Annotated in this window: 12 protein-coding genes; 4 read left to right on the top strand and 8 right to left on the bottom strand. The window is 42.4% G+C overall.

Annotation, left to right across the window (positions count from 1 at the left end; all coding sequences use genetic code 11):
• The first annotated feature begins 100 nt into the window (after nucleotides 1-100).
• Complete coding sequence (htpX, locus tag ACZW67_RS07200; RefSeq protein ID WP_465182718.1) at nucleotides 101-1,015, top strand: protease HtpX; 915 nt, start codon at nucleotides 101-103, stop codon at nucleotides 1,013-1,015.
• A gap of 65 nt (nucleotides 1,016-1,080) precedes the next feature.
• Here the strand turns inward: htpX and ACZW67_RS07195 are convergent, their stop codons facing one another.
• From ACZW67_RS07195 to ACZW67_RS07180, 4 genes are all read right to left on the bottom strand, one after another.
• The gene (locus tag ACZW67_RS07195; protein ID WP_465182717.1) at nucleotides 1,081-1,620 is read right to left on the bottom strand and encodes a hypothetical protein; all 540 of its coding nucleotides are present in this window, start codon (nucleotides 1,618-1,620) and stop codon (nucleotides 1,081-1,083) included.
• A 138-nt stretch (nucleotides 1,621-1,758) separates the two neighbouring features.
• Nucleotides 1,759-3,489: an alpha/beta hydrolase-fold protein gene (locus tag ACZW67_RS07190; RefSeq protein ID WP_465182716.1), complete on the bottom strand. Its 1,731-nt coding sequence runs from the start codon at nucleotides 3,487-3,489 to the stop codon at nucleotides 1,759-1,761.
• A 437-nt stretch (nucleotides 3,490-3,926) separates the two neighbouring features.
• Nucleotides 3,927-5,201 (bottom strand): saccharopine dehydrogenase family protein, encoded by a 1,275-nt coding sequence (locus ACZW67_RS07185; protein ID WP_465182715.1) that lies wholly within the window; start codon nucleotides 5,199-5,201, stop codon nucleotides 3,927-3,929.
• Nucleotides 5,202-5,459: 258 nt separating this feature from the next.
• Complete coding sequence (locus tag ACZW67_RS07180; RefSeq protein ID WP_465182714.1) at nucleotides 5,460-6,716, bottom strand: carboxynorspermidine decarboxylase; 1,257 nt, start codon at nucleotides 6,714-6,716, stop codon at nucleotides 5,460-5,462.
• A gap of 86 nt (nucleotides 6,717-6,802) precedes the next feature.
• On the opposite strand from ACZW67_RS07180, the gene ACZW67_RS07175 reads away from it, so the two are divergent.
• Complete coding sequence (locus ACZW67_RS07175) at nucleotides 6,803-7,468, top strand: DUF924 family protein (protein WP_465182713.1); 666 nt, start codon at nucleotides 6,803-6,805, stop codon at nucleotides 7,466-7,468.
• A gap of 237 nt (nucleotides 7,469-7,705) precedes the next feature.
• On the opposite strand, the gene ACZW67_RS07170 is transcribed toward ACZW67_RS07175, so the two are convergent.
• The 3 genes from ACZW67_RS07170 to lpxB form a co-directional block, all read right to left on the bottom strand.
• Complete coding sequence (locus tag ACZW67_RS07170; RefSeq protein ID WP_465182712.1) at nucleotides 7,706-8,986, bottom strand: Ltp family lipoprotein; 1,281 nt, start codon at nucleotides 8,984-8,986, stop codon at nucleotides 7,706-7,708.
• A gap of 124 nt (nucleotides 8,987-9,110) precedes the next feature.
• Nucleotides 9,111-9,986 carry a ribonuclease HII gene (locus ACZW67_RS07165; RefSeq protein WP_465182711.1) on the bottom strand — a complete coding sequence of 292 codons (876 nt, stop codon included), beginning with the start codon at nucleotides 9,984-9,986 and terminating at the stop codon, nucleotides 9,111-9,113.
• A 59-nt stretch (nucleotides 9,987-10,045) separates the two neighbouring features.
• The gene (gene lpxB, locus ACZW67_RS07160) at nucleotides 10,046-11,335 is read right to left on the bottom strand and encodes a lipid-A-disaccharide synthase (RefSeq protein ID WP_465182710.1); all 1,290 of its coding nucleotides are present in this window, start codon (nucleotides 11,333-11,335) and stop codon (nucleotides 10,046-10,048) included.
• 434 nt (nucleotides 11,336-11,769) lie between these two features.
• Here lpxB and ACZW67_RS07155 point away from each other — a divergent pair, with 434 nt between their 5' ends.
• The gene (locus ACZW67_RS07155) at nucleotides 11,770-12,852 is read left to right on the top strand and encodes a 3-deoxy-7-phosphoheptulonate synthase (RefSeq protein ID WP_110923758.1); all 1,083 of its coding nucleotides are present in this window, start codon (nucleotides 11,770-11,772) and stop codon (nucleotides 12,850-12,852) included.
• A 113-nt stretch (nucleotides 12,853-12,965) separates the two neighbouring features.
• On the opposite strand, the gene pepN is transcribed toward ACZW67_RS07155, so the two are convergent.
• Nucleotides 12,966-15,608 carry an aminopeptidase N gene (gene pepN, locus ACZW67_RS07150; RefSeq protein WP_465182709.1) on the bottom strand — a complete coding sequence of 881 codons (2,643 nt, stop codon included), beginning with the start codon at nucleotides 15,606-15,608 and terminating at the stop codon, nucleotides 12,966-12,968.
• 261 nt (nucleotides 15,609-15,869) lie between these two features.
• Between pepN and ACZW67_RS07145 the strand changes: the two genes are divergently transcribed.
• Nucleotides 15,870-16,493, top strand: coding sequence for a DUF6231 family protein (locus ACZW67_RS07145; RefSeq protein ID WP_465182708.1), 624 nt, complete (start codon nucleotides 15,870-15,872; stop codon nucleotides 16,491-16,493).
• Nucleotides 16,494-16,567 lie beyond the last annotated feature (74 nt).

Below are 16,567 nucleotides of genomic sequence, written 5' to 3'. Positions count from 1 at the left end.
ACGATGTAGCGGATTTATATGGACTTGACTATAGCAAACAAACCTCTTAGAGAGTGCTCTATCGAGGTCATACCGACACTTTACATAGGAAGTTAGCGTCATGATGCGTATTGGATTATTTTTATTAACCAACTTAGCAGTGATTGTGGTATTTAGCATTGTGTTTGGTATATTGTCGAGGTTTTTTGGGCTTGGCGGTGTACACGGTGCAGGCGGGCTTAATTATGTTAGCCTTGCCATTATGTGTGGTATCTACGGTATGGTTGGCTCGATGGTATCGCTATTTATATCAAAGTGGATGGCCAAAAGATCAACGGGTACGGTCGTCATAGAATCCCCACGCAACGCTACTGAGCAATGGCTGGTCGATACGGTCGCCAAACAAGCACGAGCAGTCAATATCGGTATGCCTGAGGTCGGTATTTTTAATAATTCTCAGCCAAATGCTTTTGCGACTGGCTGGAATAAAAATAAAGCGCTGGTGGCAGTGTCGTCTGGTCTACTACAGAATATGAATCAAGATGAAGTCGAAGCCGTATTGGCGCATGAAATTGGTCATGTGGCCAATGGCGATATGATCACACTTGCTCTCATTCAAGGCGTGGTGAACGCTTTTGTGATGTTCTTTGCTCGCATTATCGGTAGTTTCGTTGACCGTACTGTGTTCAAAAATACCAGTGGTCGCCCAGGTATTGGTTATTTCATTACCAGTATTGTGATGGACATTCTGCTTGGGTTTTTGGCGTCTGCCATCGTCATGTGGTTCTCACGCTTACGTGAATTCCGTGCGGATCAAATGGGCGCAAAACTTGCCAGCCGCGAAAAGATGATCAGTGCGCTTGATGCGTTACGTCCTTCTGCACAGCGTCCCGACCAAATGCCAGAGAGTATGAAAGCGTTTGCAATCTCATCTGGGCAAACTCAAGGTTTTAGTATTGCAAATCTATTCCGCTCACACCCAACGCTTGATGACCGTATTGCGGCGTTGAGGGAATATAATCCTAGTGAGGGGTAATGGAAAAAATACAACTACGATATCATTAAAAGAATAATATAGAACACAGTGCCTATTTTACTACTCTAGCTAAGCCAATCTATTTCCATAATTTTATCGATTTCCTTCCTATACTTTGGCTCGACATAAATGGGAATATATTTTTCTCCTATTTCTTTTGCGATAGCATACCGGTGATGTCCACCCTTCAATATAACCTCGCCCATAAGGTGAGGTTGTACCAGCGGCGGCGATATAAGCCTATTTTCAGACAAATAGACAATCAAATATGCCAACCTACTTTTATGCCCTACCATCCACAACTCACCTTCATCTCTACGGCTAAAATGGCATAATTTTCTATCTAAGGTATCTAATTTAACTTTTCCTAATATAAAACCTTCTGGATAGTGAGTTTTAAAACTTAATTCATTCTCAGCATCCAAAGAGAAACGTTGACCTTCTTGTGACAAATTCCAATTAAAAGTAATGGGCGGCCAAGCTGAAGAATCTGTCTCTACATACTGACTTGCTTCACTTGATATTCTTGAGCGTAACTTATATTTATCCTGATGAACTTCTAATGTTTCACCCGCTATAGCAGCAAAAACTTCATCCATATCCATACTTATTCCCATTATTTAAATATAAAATCAAACCTCATTCATCATAATCGATGCTTGATGACTATATTGGAATTTTGCGTATCTATGACCCTAATTATGCATGAGGATTTGATTATTTGAAAACAAGCCTTAGCCACTTCATTCCTCAGACCCAAAAAGCGATATCAAACCATCCCCTATTATCCCTCGCCAAGAAAAGTAATCATGCCCTGCACCATACTCTTCATAACGAGTGTCATACCCTTTTGCCAATAACACATCACGCAGATGACGATTGGTTCCCAATATACCATTACTACTACTTTCGCCACGAGCCGTTTCAAACACGCCAGCACTCAAAAAGAAACGAATGGGCGCTTTATCCATTTTTATGACTTCAGACGCTACAAAATGCTTATCATCTGCCATCTGATCTTCTGGCTTCCACCAAAAAGAACCAGACATAGAGATAACATTGCCAAATATATCAGGATGACGTAGCGCAATAGTCGTAGCAGCCAATCCGCCATAGCTGGACCCTGCAATGACTGTTCTATCCTTTGGTATCGCTATTGGCAGTCGTTTATTTATTTGCGGCACCAGTTCATTGGCCAATACATCTGCAAATACAGGATTGGCAGGCAATTCACGCGCACGAGCATCACCATCAGGATTACTGATAAACACCGCCGTCACAGGTGGAATCTCACCTGCTGCAATTAAATTGTCTAATATCGTTGGCAATCCAACCGTATCGATATATGACTCGGCATCAAAGATATACAACAACACCGCATCGTCTCTATTATTCTGACGGTCATCAATAGCAGGAGAATAGATAGTAATGTCTCGGGTATTATCTAATGTGCTACTGGTGAATTTAAAAGTAGAAAGTTTGCCCTTGGGGATTGCTTTTTGCACATCTAACCAAGGATTTTTTGGTGCATCTTTTAACGTAATAGTAGATTTGGTTGTGTATTTGTCGATTGCTGAATGAGGCCATGGATGATGGTTATAAGAATCTGCCTGAGCCACAGCTTTTATGGCAATTCTACGGGCACGCCCAGACAATGGTGGTTGAGGCACATTGGGCGCTATTTGATAAGACAGATGGGTATTTTTTGGCACAATAAAGCTTTTGTACCATGTATCAGAGTCCGCCAATCGTTGCAATGCATCATGATTATTGGACGGGCCACCCATTAGCTTGATATTACGATAGTCGCCTCGCGCCAAAAACGTCATTAAGGTACCAGAAGGTGTCTCTTCGATAAGCGGCGTACCCAATGCTTCTACATCTGCCCAAAAACTATCAGTACTCTCACCCTTTTGCAGTGATTCACGTAATGCCGATACTTTTGGACTGAGTAGCGTATCAGAACTTTCTAAATTACTTTGTAAATTACTTTCTAAATGATTTTCTAAAGAGCCTTCTAAATCCTGTTCCGCTAAACTGACACGTTGTTCAAGCACTATCTGATATGCACCTGTTCCCGACAGTCGCCATATCTCTGCGCAGTTTTCGGCCACTGAATAGAATTTTTGCTTGCCAGTTTTATGATCAATCAAACGGCGCGATAATTTTCCTGTGGCATCGATGATATCCATCGTCATCGTATTATCACCGCTCTCAACATATCCGGTCAGATAGTCACCCTTGTCACAGGGTACTTTGATATCTAACGACTTAGACTGTGACTGAGTGTGTGGCTGAGTGTGTGGCTTGATATTATTATTCTCGCTGTTGGAATAACTTAGCTCACCTTTCACAGGATTTCCCACTTTTAACACTGGTGTCTCCAAACCAAATGCCGAAAATGACGTCGAATATAACAAACAAGTAAATCCTGCTATCGCCCATTTATTAGAGAAAAAACGTGTGTATGTCATTCATTGCTCCTTATTCTATTCACTGACAAACATCTAACCTCCGCCGTTACAAGATGTTAGGGCGTGTCATCAATTCAAACGAGTGCCCTCTAAATGGGCTAAAAATAGCTAAATTTTGCCAAACATCGTCAAATATCTGGTTAATATCCCGATATTATCTGTGTTATTTTCCTCGTTTGACTGCAATTTATCTTATTTTGATCATCATTTTTAAAATGAAGACACACCCTAGCAAATGATACAAAGCTGAAATACTACCTTATTTTCATTATTAATGATATTGAAAATCATTATCATTAAAATATTTATAAACTGAATGCCTAATAATGGCTTACCATTCCTGCAAACCATTGAACCTAAAATTTTATAAAAACAAAAAAAAGCCCCTCTGACTCAATAGTGAGTCAGAGGGGCTTTCGGATACAGATTACGACTAACTAGATATCAAACTCAAGCGCTCTATCACCATTCTCGTCTTTGATACGAGTTGGCAAACCAATCTTATTCAATAGATTGATAAGTGGCTTGGCATCAAGCTCTTCGACGTTGACCATCTTGCCTGCGTCCCATTCACCGGTAGCAACAAGCATAGCAGCCGCAACAGGTGGCACACCCGCAGTATAAGAAATGCCTTGGCTGCCCATGGCTTCAAAGGCTTCTTTGTGGTCAGAGACATTGTAGATAAATACTTCGCTATCCACGCCATCTATCTTGCCTTTAACCTTGTCACCGATACAAGTCTTGCCAGTATATTCTGCTGCTAATGAGCTTGGATCTGGTAGTACGGCTTTCACCACTTTTAGCGGAATGACTTCTTGCCCTTCAGCCGTCATAACAGGCTGCTCAGACAACAAGCCTAGGCTTTGAAGCACAGTAAAGACATTGATATAGTGCTCACCAAAACCCATCCAAAAGCGAATGTTTGGCACATCTAAGTTAGCTGATAATGAGTGAATCTCATCATGTCCGCTTAGATAGCTGTTTTGCATACCAACCACAGGCAGATCATCCGTACGCTTCACTTCAAACATTTTGTTTGACTGCCACTTACGATCTTGCCAAGAGTAAACCGTACCCGTAAATTCACGGAAATTAATCTCAGGATCAAAGTTAGTGGCGAAATATTTGCCATGGCTACCAGCATTGATATCGATAATATCGATGTCTGTGACCGAGCCTGCATCCATCATGTCATAGCCAAGACGCGCATAAGCGTTGACCATACCAGGATCGAATCCTGCACCTAAGATAGCGGTGATTTTATTGTCCGCACAGCGCTGCTTACGCTTCCACTCATAGTTGTTATACCATGGCGGCGTCTCACAGATCTTACGAGGATCTTCGTGAATAGCCGTATCAATATAAGCAACTTCCGTTTCGATACAAGCTTCTAGCACACTCATATTCAAAAAAGGTGAGCCAACGTTGATGACGATTTGGATGCCTGTTTCTTTTATCAGCTGTATCAGCGCAGGGATATCCATGGCATCGATTTGGTGCGTATGCAAAGTCGCTGGCTGCTTAAAGCTGCCTTTCTCTTGCACACTTTGGGCGATGGCATCACACTTATCTACCGTGCGCGACGCAATATGAATAGTGCCAAGCACGTCATTATGCATTGCACATTTATGCGCAACCACTTGAGCGACACCGCCTGCTCCAATGATGAGCACGTCTTTTTTGTTGGTTGTAGCTTGTTGGTTTGTGTTCAATGAACAATCCTCCTTTGTGTCCCTGTCGATACCATTGATAGCGGCTATGCAAAACAGAAACGAGTGAATGATATGCGTGAATTAAAAAGGAAGACCGAGGAAAACCCACGCACCCGTCGGGCAAATGCCATTTTTTACCAATGGATATTTGCCCGAGGCGATTATAACAATTTTTTAATCTCTTTTTGGCAAAAATTCATGAATAAACATCAATCTTATTAACAATGTAAATATGATGCTAATACTCAATTCTGAATATTAAGACAAGCTGGCCTTATAATCTTGATAATCAAATTCACGCTGCACATCAATTGATCCATCAAGGCGACGAATCACAATTGCTGGCATGTTGACGCCATTGAACCAGTTTTTCTTCACCATGGTATAACCTGCGGCATTACCAAAGGTAATCTGATCGCCTATCTGTAAGTTACTTGGTAAGTCGTACTCACCAAAAATATCCCCTGCCAAACACGAGCGACCATAAATGAGCGTACTGTCTATCTCACTGTCGAGAATAGGTTCTGACGTCTCAATCACTGAATGACCAATAGGAGCGATATCCATTGCTGTATTATTGATAGCGGCAATGGGTGCTGACTCGCGGTAAATCAGTAGATCAAGCATGTGTGCCTCGATAGATGAATCAACCACGGCAAGATGCTTTTCATTGTGCATGGTGTCTAGTACGGTAGTGACTAATGAGCCAGCGCCATGAATGCTCGCTTCACCCGGCTCAAGATAGACTTGCACGCCATACTGTTCGCTAAATCCTTTTAATCTTTCAGCGAGCTTTTCTAGCGGATAATCAGGCGCGATAAAATGGATACCACCACCTAAGCTTACCCACTCTAATTGCGCCAGAATATCGCCAAATCTGTTTTCAATATCTGCCAGACTTTCGCTAAACGCTTCAAAGCTGTCATTTTCACAGTTGTTATGAATCATAACGCCAGTGATGTCACCAAGTACTGCGGTGATTTTATCTTTATCGTGCTCGCCTAGACGACTAAAAGGACGGGCAGGATCAGCGATAATAAATGACGAGTTACTGGTTTTTGGGTTTAAACGCAAGCCGACAGGAATATCTTGCTTACGTGCCTGTTCGCCAAAAGCATTGAGCTGCGAGATAGAGTTAAAGATGATTTTATCCGCGTATTTTAATACTTCAGGGATTTCATCTGCACTATATGCCACGCTGTAGGCATGCGTTTCTTTTTTGTCTTTGCTACTCGCATCATCATTATTGCCAAAAGTCTCATAGCCCAGACGGACTTCATTCAGTGACGATGAGGTAGTGCCATGCAAATAAGGCTGCATAATATCGAACACGCCCCATGTGGCAAAGCATTTCAGTGCTAATAATGCCTTTGCACCGGATAGCTCGCATAACCGTGCAATGATTTGCATATTGGCAACGATGGCCGCTTCATCGAGTAAATAGTACGGTGTTGGCACGTTGATAGACTGGCTGGTAGATTTGGTAAAAGTTGGATTGGTAGACGATGTATTCATGATGGTGCACCCGATAGCATTTGATAACAGTAGCGAATAATATTTTTCGCTATAGTAGACTAAATTTATCATGATTAGAATAGTTTATGGCACTTTCAACCGACTACTCCACCTCGTCCAGTCAAGCCAACTCGGCTCAATTGGATCCAAAAAATATTGATTTGACCCATCTAGATCCTAATGCGCGGGCCGTATTGGACTTTTGGTTTGATACAAACAATGAGCAATATTGGTTTGCACAAAATGATAATTTTGATAGACAAATAAAAAATAAATTTGGCGATATCTGGCAAGCAGCCAAACAGGGTGAATGTGCGACTTGGCGACTTTCAGAATCCTCATTAGACAGTAATAGCTCAATCACGGCTTTGGCTGGACGCTTGGCAGAAATTATCGTGCTGGATCAATTCTCACGTAACTTATGCCGCGGGCAAGTCGGTGCTTTTGTACAGGATGGTATGGCTGTCGCTTTAGCACAAGAGGCCAGCCAGCAACCCTATTTTGATACATTACCAATGGCATGGCGTAAGTTTATTATCATGCCGTTTATGCACTCTGAATCGGCAGTCATTCACGAGCGCTATCTGCCATTCTTTGAACAATTGGATGATGCTTATACTTTAGACTTTGAACATCGCCATAAAAATATCATTGAGCAGTTTGGCCGCTACCCTCATCGCAATAATACGTTGGATCGTGAGTCTACTTACGAGGAAGAAGTGTTTTTACAGCAGCCAAACTCATCGTTCTAAGTATTTTTGAACACTTAATTTTTTTACCACTTAAATTTTTTGGTGGTTAACTTATGAAAAAAAAGCCACCTGTTCGTAAGCAGGTGGCTTTTTGTCTTTCAATGATAGCATATCTTATGCTTAGGCTATTTTATAGGGACAGTATGACGGTCAAATCTACTGCCCTTTCTATAGAACCTAAAAAATATTAACGTACTGATAAGTTGTAGGATAAATTTCTTCAAATTTTATGGATAATTATGAACAAGCACCTGCTTGTTGTGCTCCATAGGCTGCTTCATTTGCAGTATACTTGTCACCTGCACTCGATGAAAGTTGTTCGATTAGTCCATTACAAGAGAAGCCTGTCATATCAAGATACTGGTTTGCCGATCTCACGGCTTGTTCATTCCAATTGATATTTAAGCTGTCTATAGCAACGGTAGCATCAGCTACTTCATAGCCATCACCATACTCTGATGAAAGCTGATTGATAAGTCCATCTCGTGAGAAGCCCGTCATATCAATATACTGTTTTGGTGATCTAACAGCATTCTTTTGTGGCCGAGATAGGCCTTTTGGCTTTTCTAGTGTGACTTTTTCACTTTTTACTTGTGTTTGTTCAAGTTTGGCATCGGAGAATTTCGGAGCCGTATAGTAATTACCGTTCTCACTCCAAAACTCTAGATCACCATTTTTATTAATAATGAAGTATTCATTGTGATCTTTTACACTCTCATCTTGAAGCCTTAATCCCTTATCTAATTGAGTTGACTCATAGACTGTGTCTTCTTTTGAGAGTGGACCGAAATCATATAATTCTTGAATATAAATCTGACCATCTTTCTTATATGCAGTCACCTTTGAGTCCATTCCACGACTGGCCATCCAGCTCCCTATTAATTCACCTTTAGATATATTGGTGTTTTTTATTCTTTCGTAATCCGATGCGGTTGCCCCAACTATATTTACCTCAAACTCAGGATTATAGTGAGTCGTTGCCCAAGCACTCCCATCACCTCCACTAGCAAGCCGATACGTGATAAAAGTTCGCTCAACTTTTGCATCTGACAGAGCATAAATCTTTTCTGCTAAAGCAATAAGAGATTCCTCATCCATCCGTGACGATAGCTCCACTTCTACAGTACGTTTAATATCGCCCTTAAATGTATCTTCTACAATTTTATATTCAGGCAGTTTCTCAACTTCAGGTTCTGGAGTGGGTTCAGGCTTTACAATATCAACCTCTGTTTTTGCAGTTACTGGTTCATTGGTTGCTGTCTGGTCATCTGTTGGGATAAATAACATTGATATAAATATTAGAGTAGAGCCTGCTACTGTTATTTTACCCCTACCTATTTTAGGTTTCTTATCTAAGATTAAACGCTTGATAGGTGGTAACAACAGAACCGATCCGATTAGCATTAATACACTAGTGACAATAGCTCCTTGTGCCATCATTCCTAGTGCCGTTGCTATAAAGAAAATTCCAAAAAACCAAGCGCACACTGATAGTATCTTTGATTTTAAATTATTCATTATCACCACCTAAAATGTAAAATATCCAACTATAAAGTATTATTTAAATATAACAAATGTTTAGTTTAAAATACTTTTTTACAAATTAGTTGTTAGAGCTTTTTAACCTCATTAAGGATATATTTTAGCTTTCTAGCGCCTTTCTAACAGGTGCAAAGCTACGTCTATGCTCAGATAATACGCCATAGGTTTCAATCGCTTCCATATGTGCACGCGTTGGATAGCCTTTATGTTTGGCAATTCCGTATTCTGGGTGCTGTGTATCAAGCGCATACATGGCTTCATCACGGCTTACTTTTGCCAAGATACTGCCCGCGGCGATACTAGTATGACGAGCGTCGCCCTTCACCCATGCTTGGCAGTCGATATTAGCCTGTTCGACCCCGCATTTAGTAAGCTTAGCAAAGTCCAACTCTGGACAACGATTGCCATCGAACAACACCTCAACTTGTAACGGTTTAGCAGCATCTGCCTCGATTTCATGAGCCATGGCAAATTGTTGAGCAACCACTTCTATCAACGTTTCGGTACATAGGCGCATCCCTAGCATGGTCGCTTGCAAGATATTGACTTGATCAATCACTGCTGCAGGTATGTCAGCGATGACATAGCCGATGGCATATTGCTTCACCAACGGATAAAGAATGTCGCGTTTTTTTTCACTCAACTGCTTAGAGTCTGTCAATATGGATAGCGGCGTACCTGTGAGTGGCTGCTCCTCAATCAGTCCTGACCAAGCGGCAGGCAATATCGCAGCGGCGACATTGACACTACCGAGCAAAGGCCCACGCCCTGCTTCATCGATGCCAATCTGTAGCATTGGCTGTGTTAAATCTTGCTGTCTATCTACTGAATATTGAGTGAGAAACTCAGAGACATTGAGTTGCCCAGTCAAATGAATGGGGACTGCCAATTGGATATATTGACCTTTAATATCAATGCTCTCAATACTCATTTTAATTGGTGTCATTGAGCTGTCGGTACTGTGCTGTTTACTCATAGCGTTGCTGTGTCTTTTTATCAAAATAGTGGAAATGTAGCATGCGTCAATCTGCAGTATTAAGCTTTAGCGTCTTTTTGAATAAACCATTGCTCAACCACGCTATTGGCTGGGTCATGGTTACTTTGTTGCTCTAATGACTGCTTGGTAGCGACAAGGTCTTTTAACTGCTCGGCATAGGCCCGCGGTTGCAATAAACGCATGAGTGTACGGCAAATATTATCGCCACTTGCCTGCTCTTGGATGAGCTCAGGGACGATAGCCGTACCCGCCAAAATATTAGGCAGCGCCACATACGGCACTTTTACCAGGCGTTTAGCTATCTGATAGGTTAGCTTGTTTAATTGGTAAACCACGACCATCGGCCGCTCTAGTAGCATCGCCTCTAACGTTGCCGTACCAGACGCTAGCATAACGATGTCTGATGCGGCCATGGCCTGCTGACTAAACGTTGGCTGGCTGTCATCATATACCACGACTATCGCGGCTCGCAGCTGCTCTGAGCGTTGATCAATCACATCTTGCACGATATATTGATGATTCTGATCCACTGTTGGAATGATAAAACACAGCTTTGGATCTAATAGTATTAGCCTTTGAATACCGTCTAGCATCAACGGTAGAATAGCGGTTATCTCTCCGCGTCTAGAGCCTGGCATCACACAAATAAGTTGGCTGACGTCATCAAATCGCTCGATAAAGAACTGCTGCAAGCCATCGTTGTGCCAAACCAACTCACTACGGCGCTGATTAATCGGTGTCTCTAGTAATGTCTGATCAATAGTGCGTAGTAGCGGATGACCGACACATATCGCTGGGTGATTGTGACGCTCATAAACAGGTAGCTCAAAAGGAAATAAGCACAGCACCAGATTGGTCGCCGCTTTAATATTATGAATCCGTGACTCACGCCATGCCCAAATAGACGGACTGACATACTGCACACAAAACACGCCTTTTGGCTTTAGCTTTTTAGAGACTCTGAGATTAAAGTCAGGGGCATCAATACCGATGAACCAATCAATATTAGCGGATTTGAATGCGCTCAACAGCTCACGGCGGGCTTTAAGCAAATCAGGCAGTTGGCCCATCACTTCCACCAATCCCATCACGGCCAAACGCGACAAAGGAAAAATACTTTGCAACCCCTGCGCCTCCATCATGCTACCGCCCACACCTACCCAAACAATATCATCACGCAAGTTGTTCATTTGTTGCATAAAATCTGCACCCAAACTGTCACCTGATACTTCACCTGCGACGATACCTATCACTAATGGCGTCGATTTTAACTCAGGTGTCTGCTCTGTGAGTTCAGTATGTTTATCAGGCGTAGAAAAATCTGTCATGACAAGCTCTCGATGTTAAAAAATACAATGTTATAAAGAATAAAAAATAATTATTATGAAATAATACTTGGGAAATCTACACTAAAATATAGTGATTAATGAGTATTCTCAGCACGCACTATTTTAGCGTCCTCTCATTTATGTTGTCATCATACGTGACGATGATATAAATAGCTAAGTTAGCTGATAAAAGTGGCGTGATATACCTATGAAAAATGACTCAACATTTCGGTCATTTTTTCATTATGGATAAGAATATTAAGCAGAAATCTTACATCTATTACGCCCAATACAAGACTGATAATAACCAAGTATAACTAAGTTTTGTTTTTATCATTCCAGTTATGAGTCAATAAACTCGCCGACTACCCTTGTCAACAGCCTGTTTTGTCCGCATAATGATTATTCCTATAAATTAGCTAGACGATATAATCATGACGACACCAGCTACCCATAATGCAGATATTGATGACGTGAACATTGAACAATTCATCCCCCTAATCACTCCAAACGAGCTCAAAACTGAGCTGCCTTTGTCAGAGAAAGCGTATGATACGGTTTTGAAAGGCCGTAATACTATCCAAGACATTTTGGATGGCAAAGATAAACGCTTATTTGTGGTCATTGGCCCTTGCTCTATCCATGATATCAAAGCCGCCCACGAATATGCCGATCGCTTAGCCATATTGGCAAAAGAAATCGAAGACAGCGTTTTCGTTGTGATGCGTGTCTATTTTGAAAAGCCGCGTACCACTGTCGGCTGGAAGGGTATGATTAATGACCCTGATATGAACGATAGCTTCGATATCGAAAAAGGTCTACGTACGGCCCGTAAACTGCTGATTGATCTGAACGAAAAAGGTTTGCCTTGTGCGACTGAAGCATTGGATCCAAATACGCCGCAGTACATGCAAGATTTGATTAGCTGGTCAGCGATTGGTGCACGTACCACTGAGAGCCAAACTCACCGCGAGATGAGCTCTGGTCTATCGTGCCCAGTTGGCTTCAAGAATGGTACTGATGGCGGCATGACAGTCGCAGTCAACGCTATGCAAGCTGTAAAAGCCGGCCATAGTTTCTTAGGTCTATCATCAGATGGCAAAGTCTCTATCATCAAATCTAAAGGCAACCCTTACGCGCACGTGGTATTGCGTGGCGGTAATGGCAAACCTAACTATGATCAAACGGCTGTCTCTGAAGTTGAAGATGCGCTGGCTGCAGGCAAAACCAGTAGCAAGATTATGATTGACTCAAGTCACGCCAACTCAGGTAAAGACCCATATCTACAGCCTATGGTCATCAAAAACGTCGCTGAGCAAATTCAGAACGGCAACAAATCTATCATCGGTATGATGATAGAGAGTCACCTAAAAGGCGGCAATCAAAAACTGACTGCTGATTTGAGCCAGCTTGAATATGGCAAATCTATCACTGATGGTTGTTTAGATTGGGACAGTACCGTCGTTGCGCTACACAACTTACGTGACATGGTAAAAGACGTATTGCCTAACCGCTAGTCGTCATTGGCTTATAGTTGATTACTATAAGCCAAGCATAAAAAATCCCGTCCGACATAATAATGTTGGACGGGATTTTTTATGCTTTCAATTCAGTCACAAGGTCATTTAACCTACTCGCTCGTTGCACCTAACACACTATTCAAACTCTCAAGCACATGCTTAGATGAGACTTGCTGCTGCAACTCAAGCAACTGATTGTGCGCCATCTGGCGATGTGATTCAGCCAACGTATTCCAACGTGCCAGCACTTGCAACAAACGCGAGGCCAAGACAGGATTGGCATCATCTAGCTTTCTGATCACACCTGTGTAGAGACTCAGCCCTTCTGCTGTCCACAACGCTGTTGGCTGTGACGTAAATGCGCTAATGACCGAGCGTACGCGATTGGGCGTATTCCAATCAAAATCAGTATGAGCAATCAACGACTCGATAGTATCAGCCGTGACCGTATCAGCGGACGCTTGCACACTAAACCATAAGTCAATAACCAAATCATTGCTGTTAAAGCGCTCATAAAAATCGGCTAAATAAGCATCAGCACTTGCCACTTGATGATTGACCATCACTTTTAGCGCACCGAAACGCTCGGTCATACAGCTGGCATTGTCATACTGCTGTTGTGCCCATACTGCTGCATCTTCAATTTTGGCCGTTAATGCCATGTCTAACACCACATTACGTAGCGCACGAGTACCACGTGCCTCAGGGCTATCTTCATAAGACTGCATCGGTAGCTGTTTATAAAGCTCTGCCCACTGATCTTTTAAGGTATCTGCTACCAGTTGGTACAAGCCTTCACGCTGCGCTTTCACCAACGCTGGATCGTAATCTTTGTGAATCGCAGACGCCAACTCTTGGGCTGATGGAATATCGAGCAAACGTGCTGCCAACATCGCATCTTCAGCTGCCAACTCAGGCAATGTCTGAGCCAGTGCGCTTAGATAGACGTCAGGACTACTCTTCGAGCTTTGGCCTTGTAGCAGGATACGATTTACGAGCATCTGCGTTACTTGCCAGCGATTAAAACCATTGGTTTCATGTTTGAGCAAAAACGCCAAGTCTTCATCTTGATAATCATAATTAAGCTGTACTGGCGCACTGAAATCACGCAGCAACGAGACTACTGGCTCACTAGTCACATTTTCAAAGGTAAATAACTGTGTTGCTTGATCGAGCAATAACATACGTTCGTCGATGATGTCACCGGAGTCTTGATCAAATAGCGCAGTCGCTACCGGAATCGGCAATGGTTTTGGTGCATCAAAGCCACTGACATGGCGAGTTTGCTGACTCAGCGTAATGGTTAGGGTTTGTGCTGCACTGTCATAGCTTTGATGGCCAGAGACCACTGGTGTACCTGGCTGACGATACCAATCTATGAAGTTTTCAATCTTGCTATCAGTGATACTCAGCGCAGATAAGAAGTCCTCAACTGTCACTGCCTGCCCATCATAACGGCGGAAATACTCATCAGTACCTTTGCGGAAATCATCAGGCCCTAACGTATTCGCAATCATACGGACAATTTCAGCACCTTTTTCATAGACAGTCGTCGTATAAAAGTTATTGATCTCAACGAAACTCTCAGGACGCACAGGATGTGCAAGCGGCCCTGCATCTTCTGCAAACTGATGCGCACGCAATGTCGCGACATCGTCGATACGCTGTACAGCACGCGACTGCTGATCCGCTGAGAACGATTGGTCACGGTAAACGGTAAAGCCTTCTTTTAGACACAGCTGGAACCAGTCACGGCAGGTGATGCGATTGCCTGTCCAGTTATGAAAATACTCATGGGCGATGATGGCCTTGACACTGAAGCTACGTGAGTCAGTCGTTGTCTCTGGGCTAGACAATACGCAGGCCGTATTAAAGATATTTAGACCTTTGTTTTCCATCGCGCCCATATTAAATTGGCTGACAGCAACGATCATATAACGATCTAAATCGTATGGTCGGCCATAATTGACCTCATCCCACTCCATGGCGTCTTTTAGCGCTTGCATACCGACATCGCACTTATCGATATCGGCAGATTTGGCATACACTTCAAGCTTGACGTCTCGACCTTCGCTTGTCGTATAAGAGTCCGTTAGTACGTCTAAGTCAGCGACGACACAGGCAAACAGATAGCTTGGTTTGTTAGTCGGATCATGCCAGATTGCATAATGGCGGTCTGGCGCATCTACCAATTCACCAGACTCAACCAAATTACCATTGGCCAACAGCGTTGGGTAGCGCTTATCTGCTTCTAGACGTGTGGTAAATATCGCTAGCACATCGGGACGATCTGGATAAAAGGTAATTTTGCGAAAGCCTTCAGGCTCACATTGGGTAACAAACATGGTATCCTCACCACTACCTGCCATATATAGACCTTCAAGGGCAGTATTGGTCTGCGGGCAGATACGTACTTGGATCTCTAAAACAACCTCATCAGGTGCATTCGATATTGTCAGCTTACCAGCGTCTTGCTGATATTGCTCTCCAGTCAGTGTCTCACCATTCATGCTAATAGCAAGCAGCTCTAACGCTTCACCAAATAATACGATATCTCCTGCGGCTTGACGTACCATTTTTAGCGTACTGTCTACCTGCGCAAACTCTTCAAACAACTTAATATTTAAATCAACTGTTTCAACATCGAAGCTTGGTTTTTTATAGTCCTTTAGGTTAATTTTACTCGGTGCTTGAGGTGGCACGTCTGGCATATCAGCATTGATGATTTGAGCATCAGTTTCAGCAGTAGACATATAAATCCCTATTCTTTTTTATGATATAAATATACGAATGGTATTGGTACAAGGAGCTTGTTAGACTTATAACTAAATTGACCTGAACGGCCAAATTTCAAGTGCAGGTCTAAAGATTATAGCATCCAGAAGAAATGCAGATGTATATGTGGTACTTCAAGCTAGGTTAAGACCACTTGTGTTAATCAATCATTGGATAATGATGCTTAAAATGATTTAATAGATTCACTACTGATCACTATTCAATTAATGGCCTATCATATGACAAAGCATACTGCCCGTCGTTCAGACATTACTTTACCATTACTTATAGGTTACGTTGATGCCCTACTACCATCATTAGTGACGCAAGAAGACACACCGGAAATGATTGAACAGCTCAATGATATCACTGAGTTATTATGGGTGGTACAAGACAAAAATGCACGCATGGCATTAAAGACAAAACTAAAAGAATATCTCAGTAATAAAAACAGCAAGAATGAAATGGAACAGGTTGAAGCGCTACAGATAGTAACGTTATCAGAGCTTACACAGCAGCAACTGCCTGAACGGTATGAGCTCGCTTGTTTTTGGTTACCTGCATTGTCATCCGAGCTCCTACAGCAATATATTCCATTACTCATGCGCTATCGTGACCTGTATGCTGCGCACCTACTTATCGCACTTGAGAGCAGTATAAATCTACAAGCTTATGGCTTTACACCATTTGATATTTTGAATGAGCAACCTTCAGATATTAGCTTAATGGACCAAAAAAATTCGCCTGTAGCAACAACAGCCACTCTCTGGCAGTTTAATTTATATGACTATAAACAGCTACCAAATTGGCTCAATGCTGACTACTGGGCCAACCCTGAAAACTGGGGCAAGCATCGGTGGTAGTAAGCCTCATATCTATATGTAAATTCTAGAATTATTTACAGTAAAACTAATTACATAAAGTAACATTTAGTATA

This window comes from Psychrobacter sp. TPE 89C (assembly GCF_055522395.1).
Note: the sequence above shows the minus strand (reverse complement) of the source record. Positions and strands in the feature narration are given on the sequence as shown.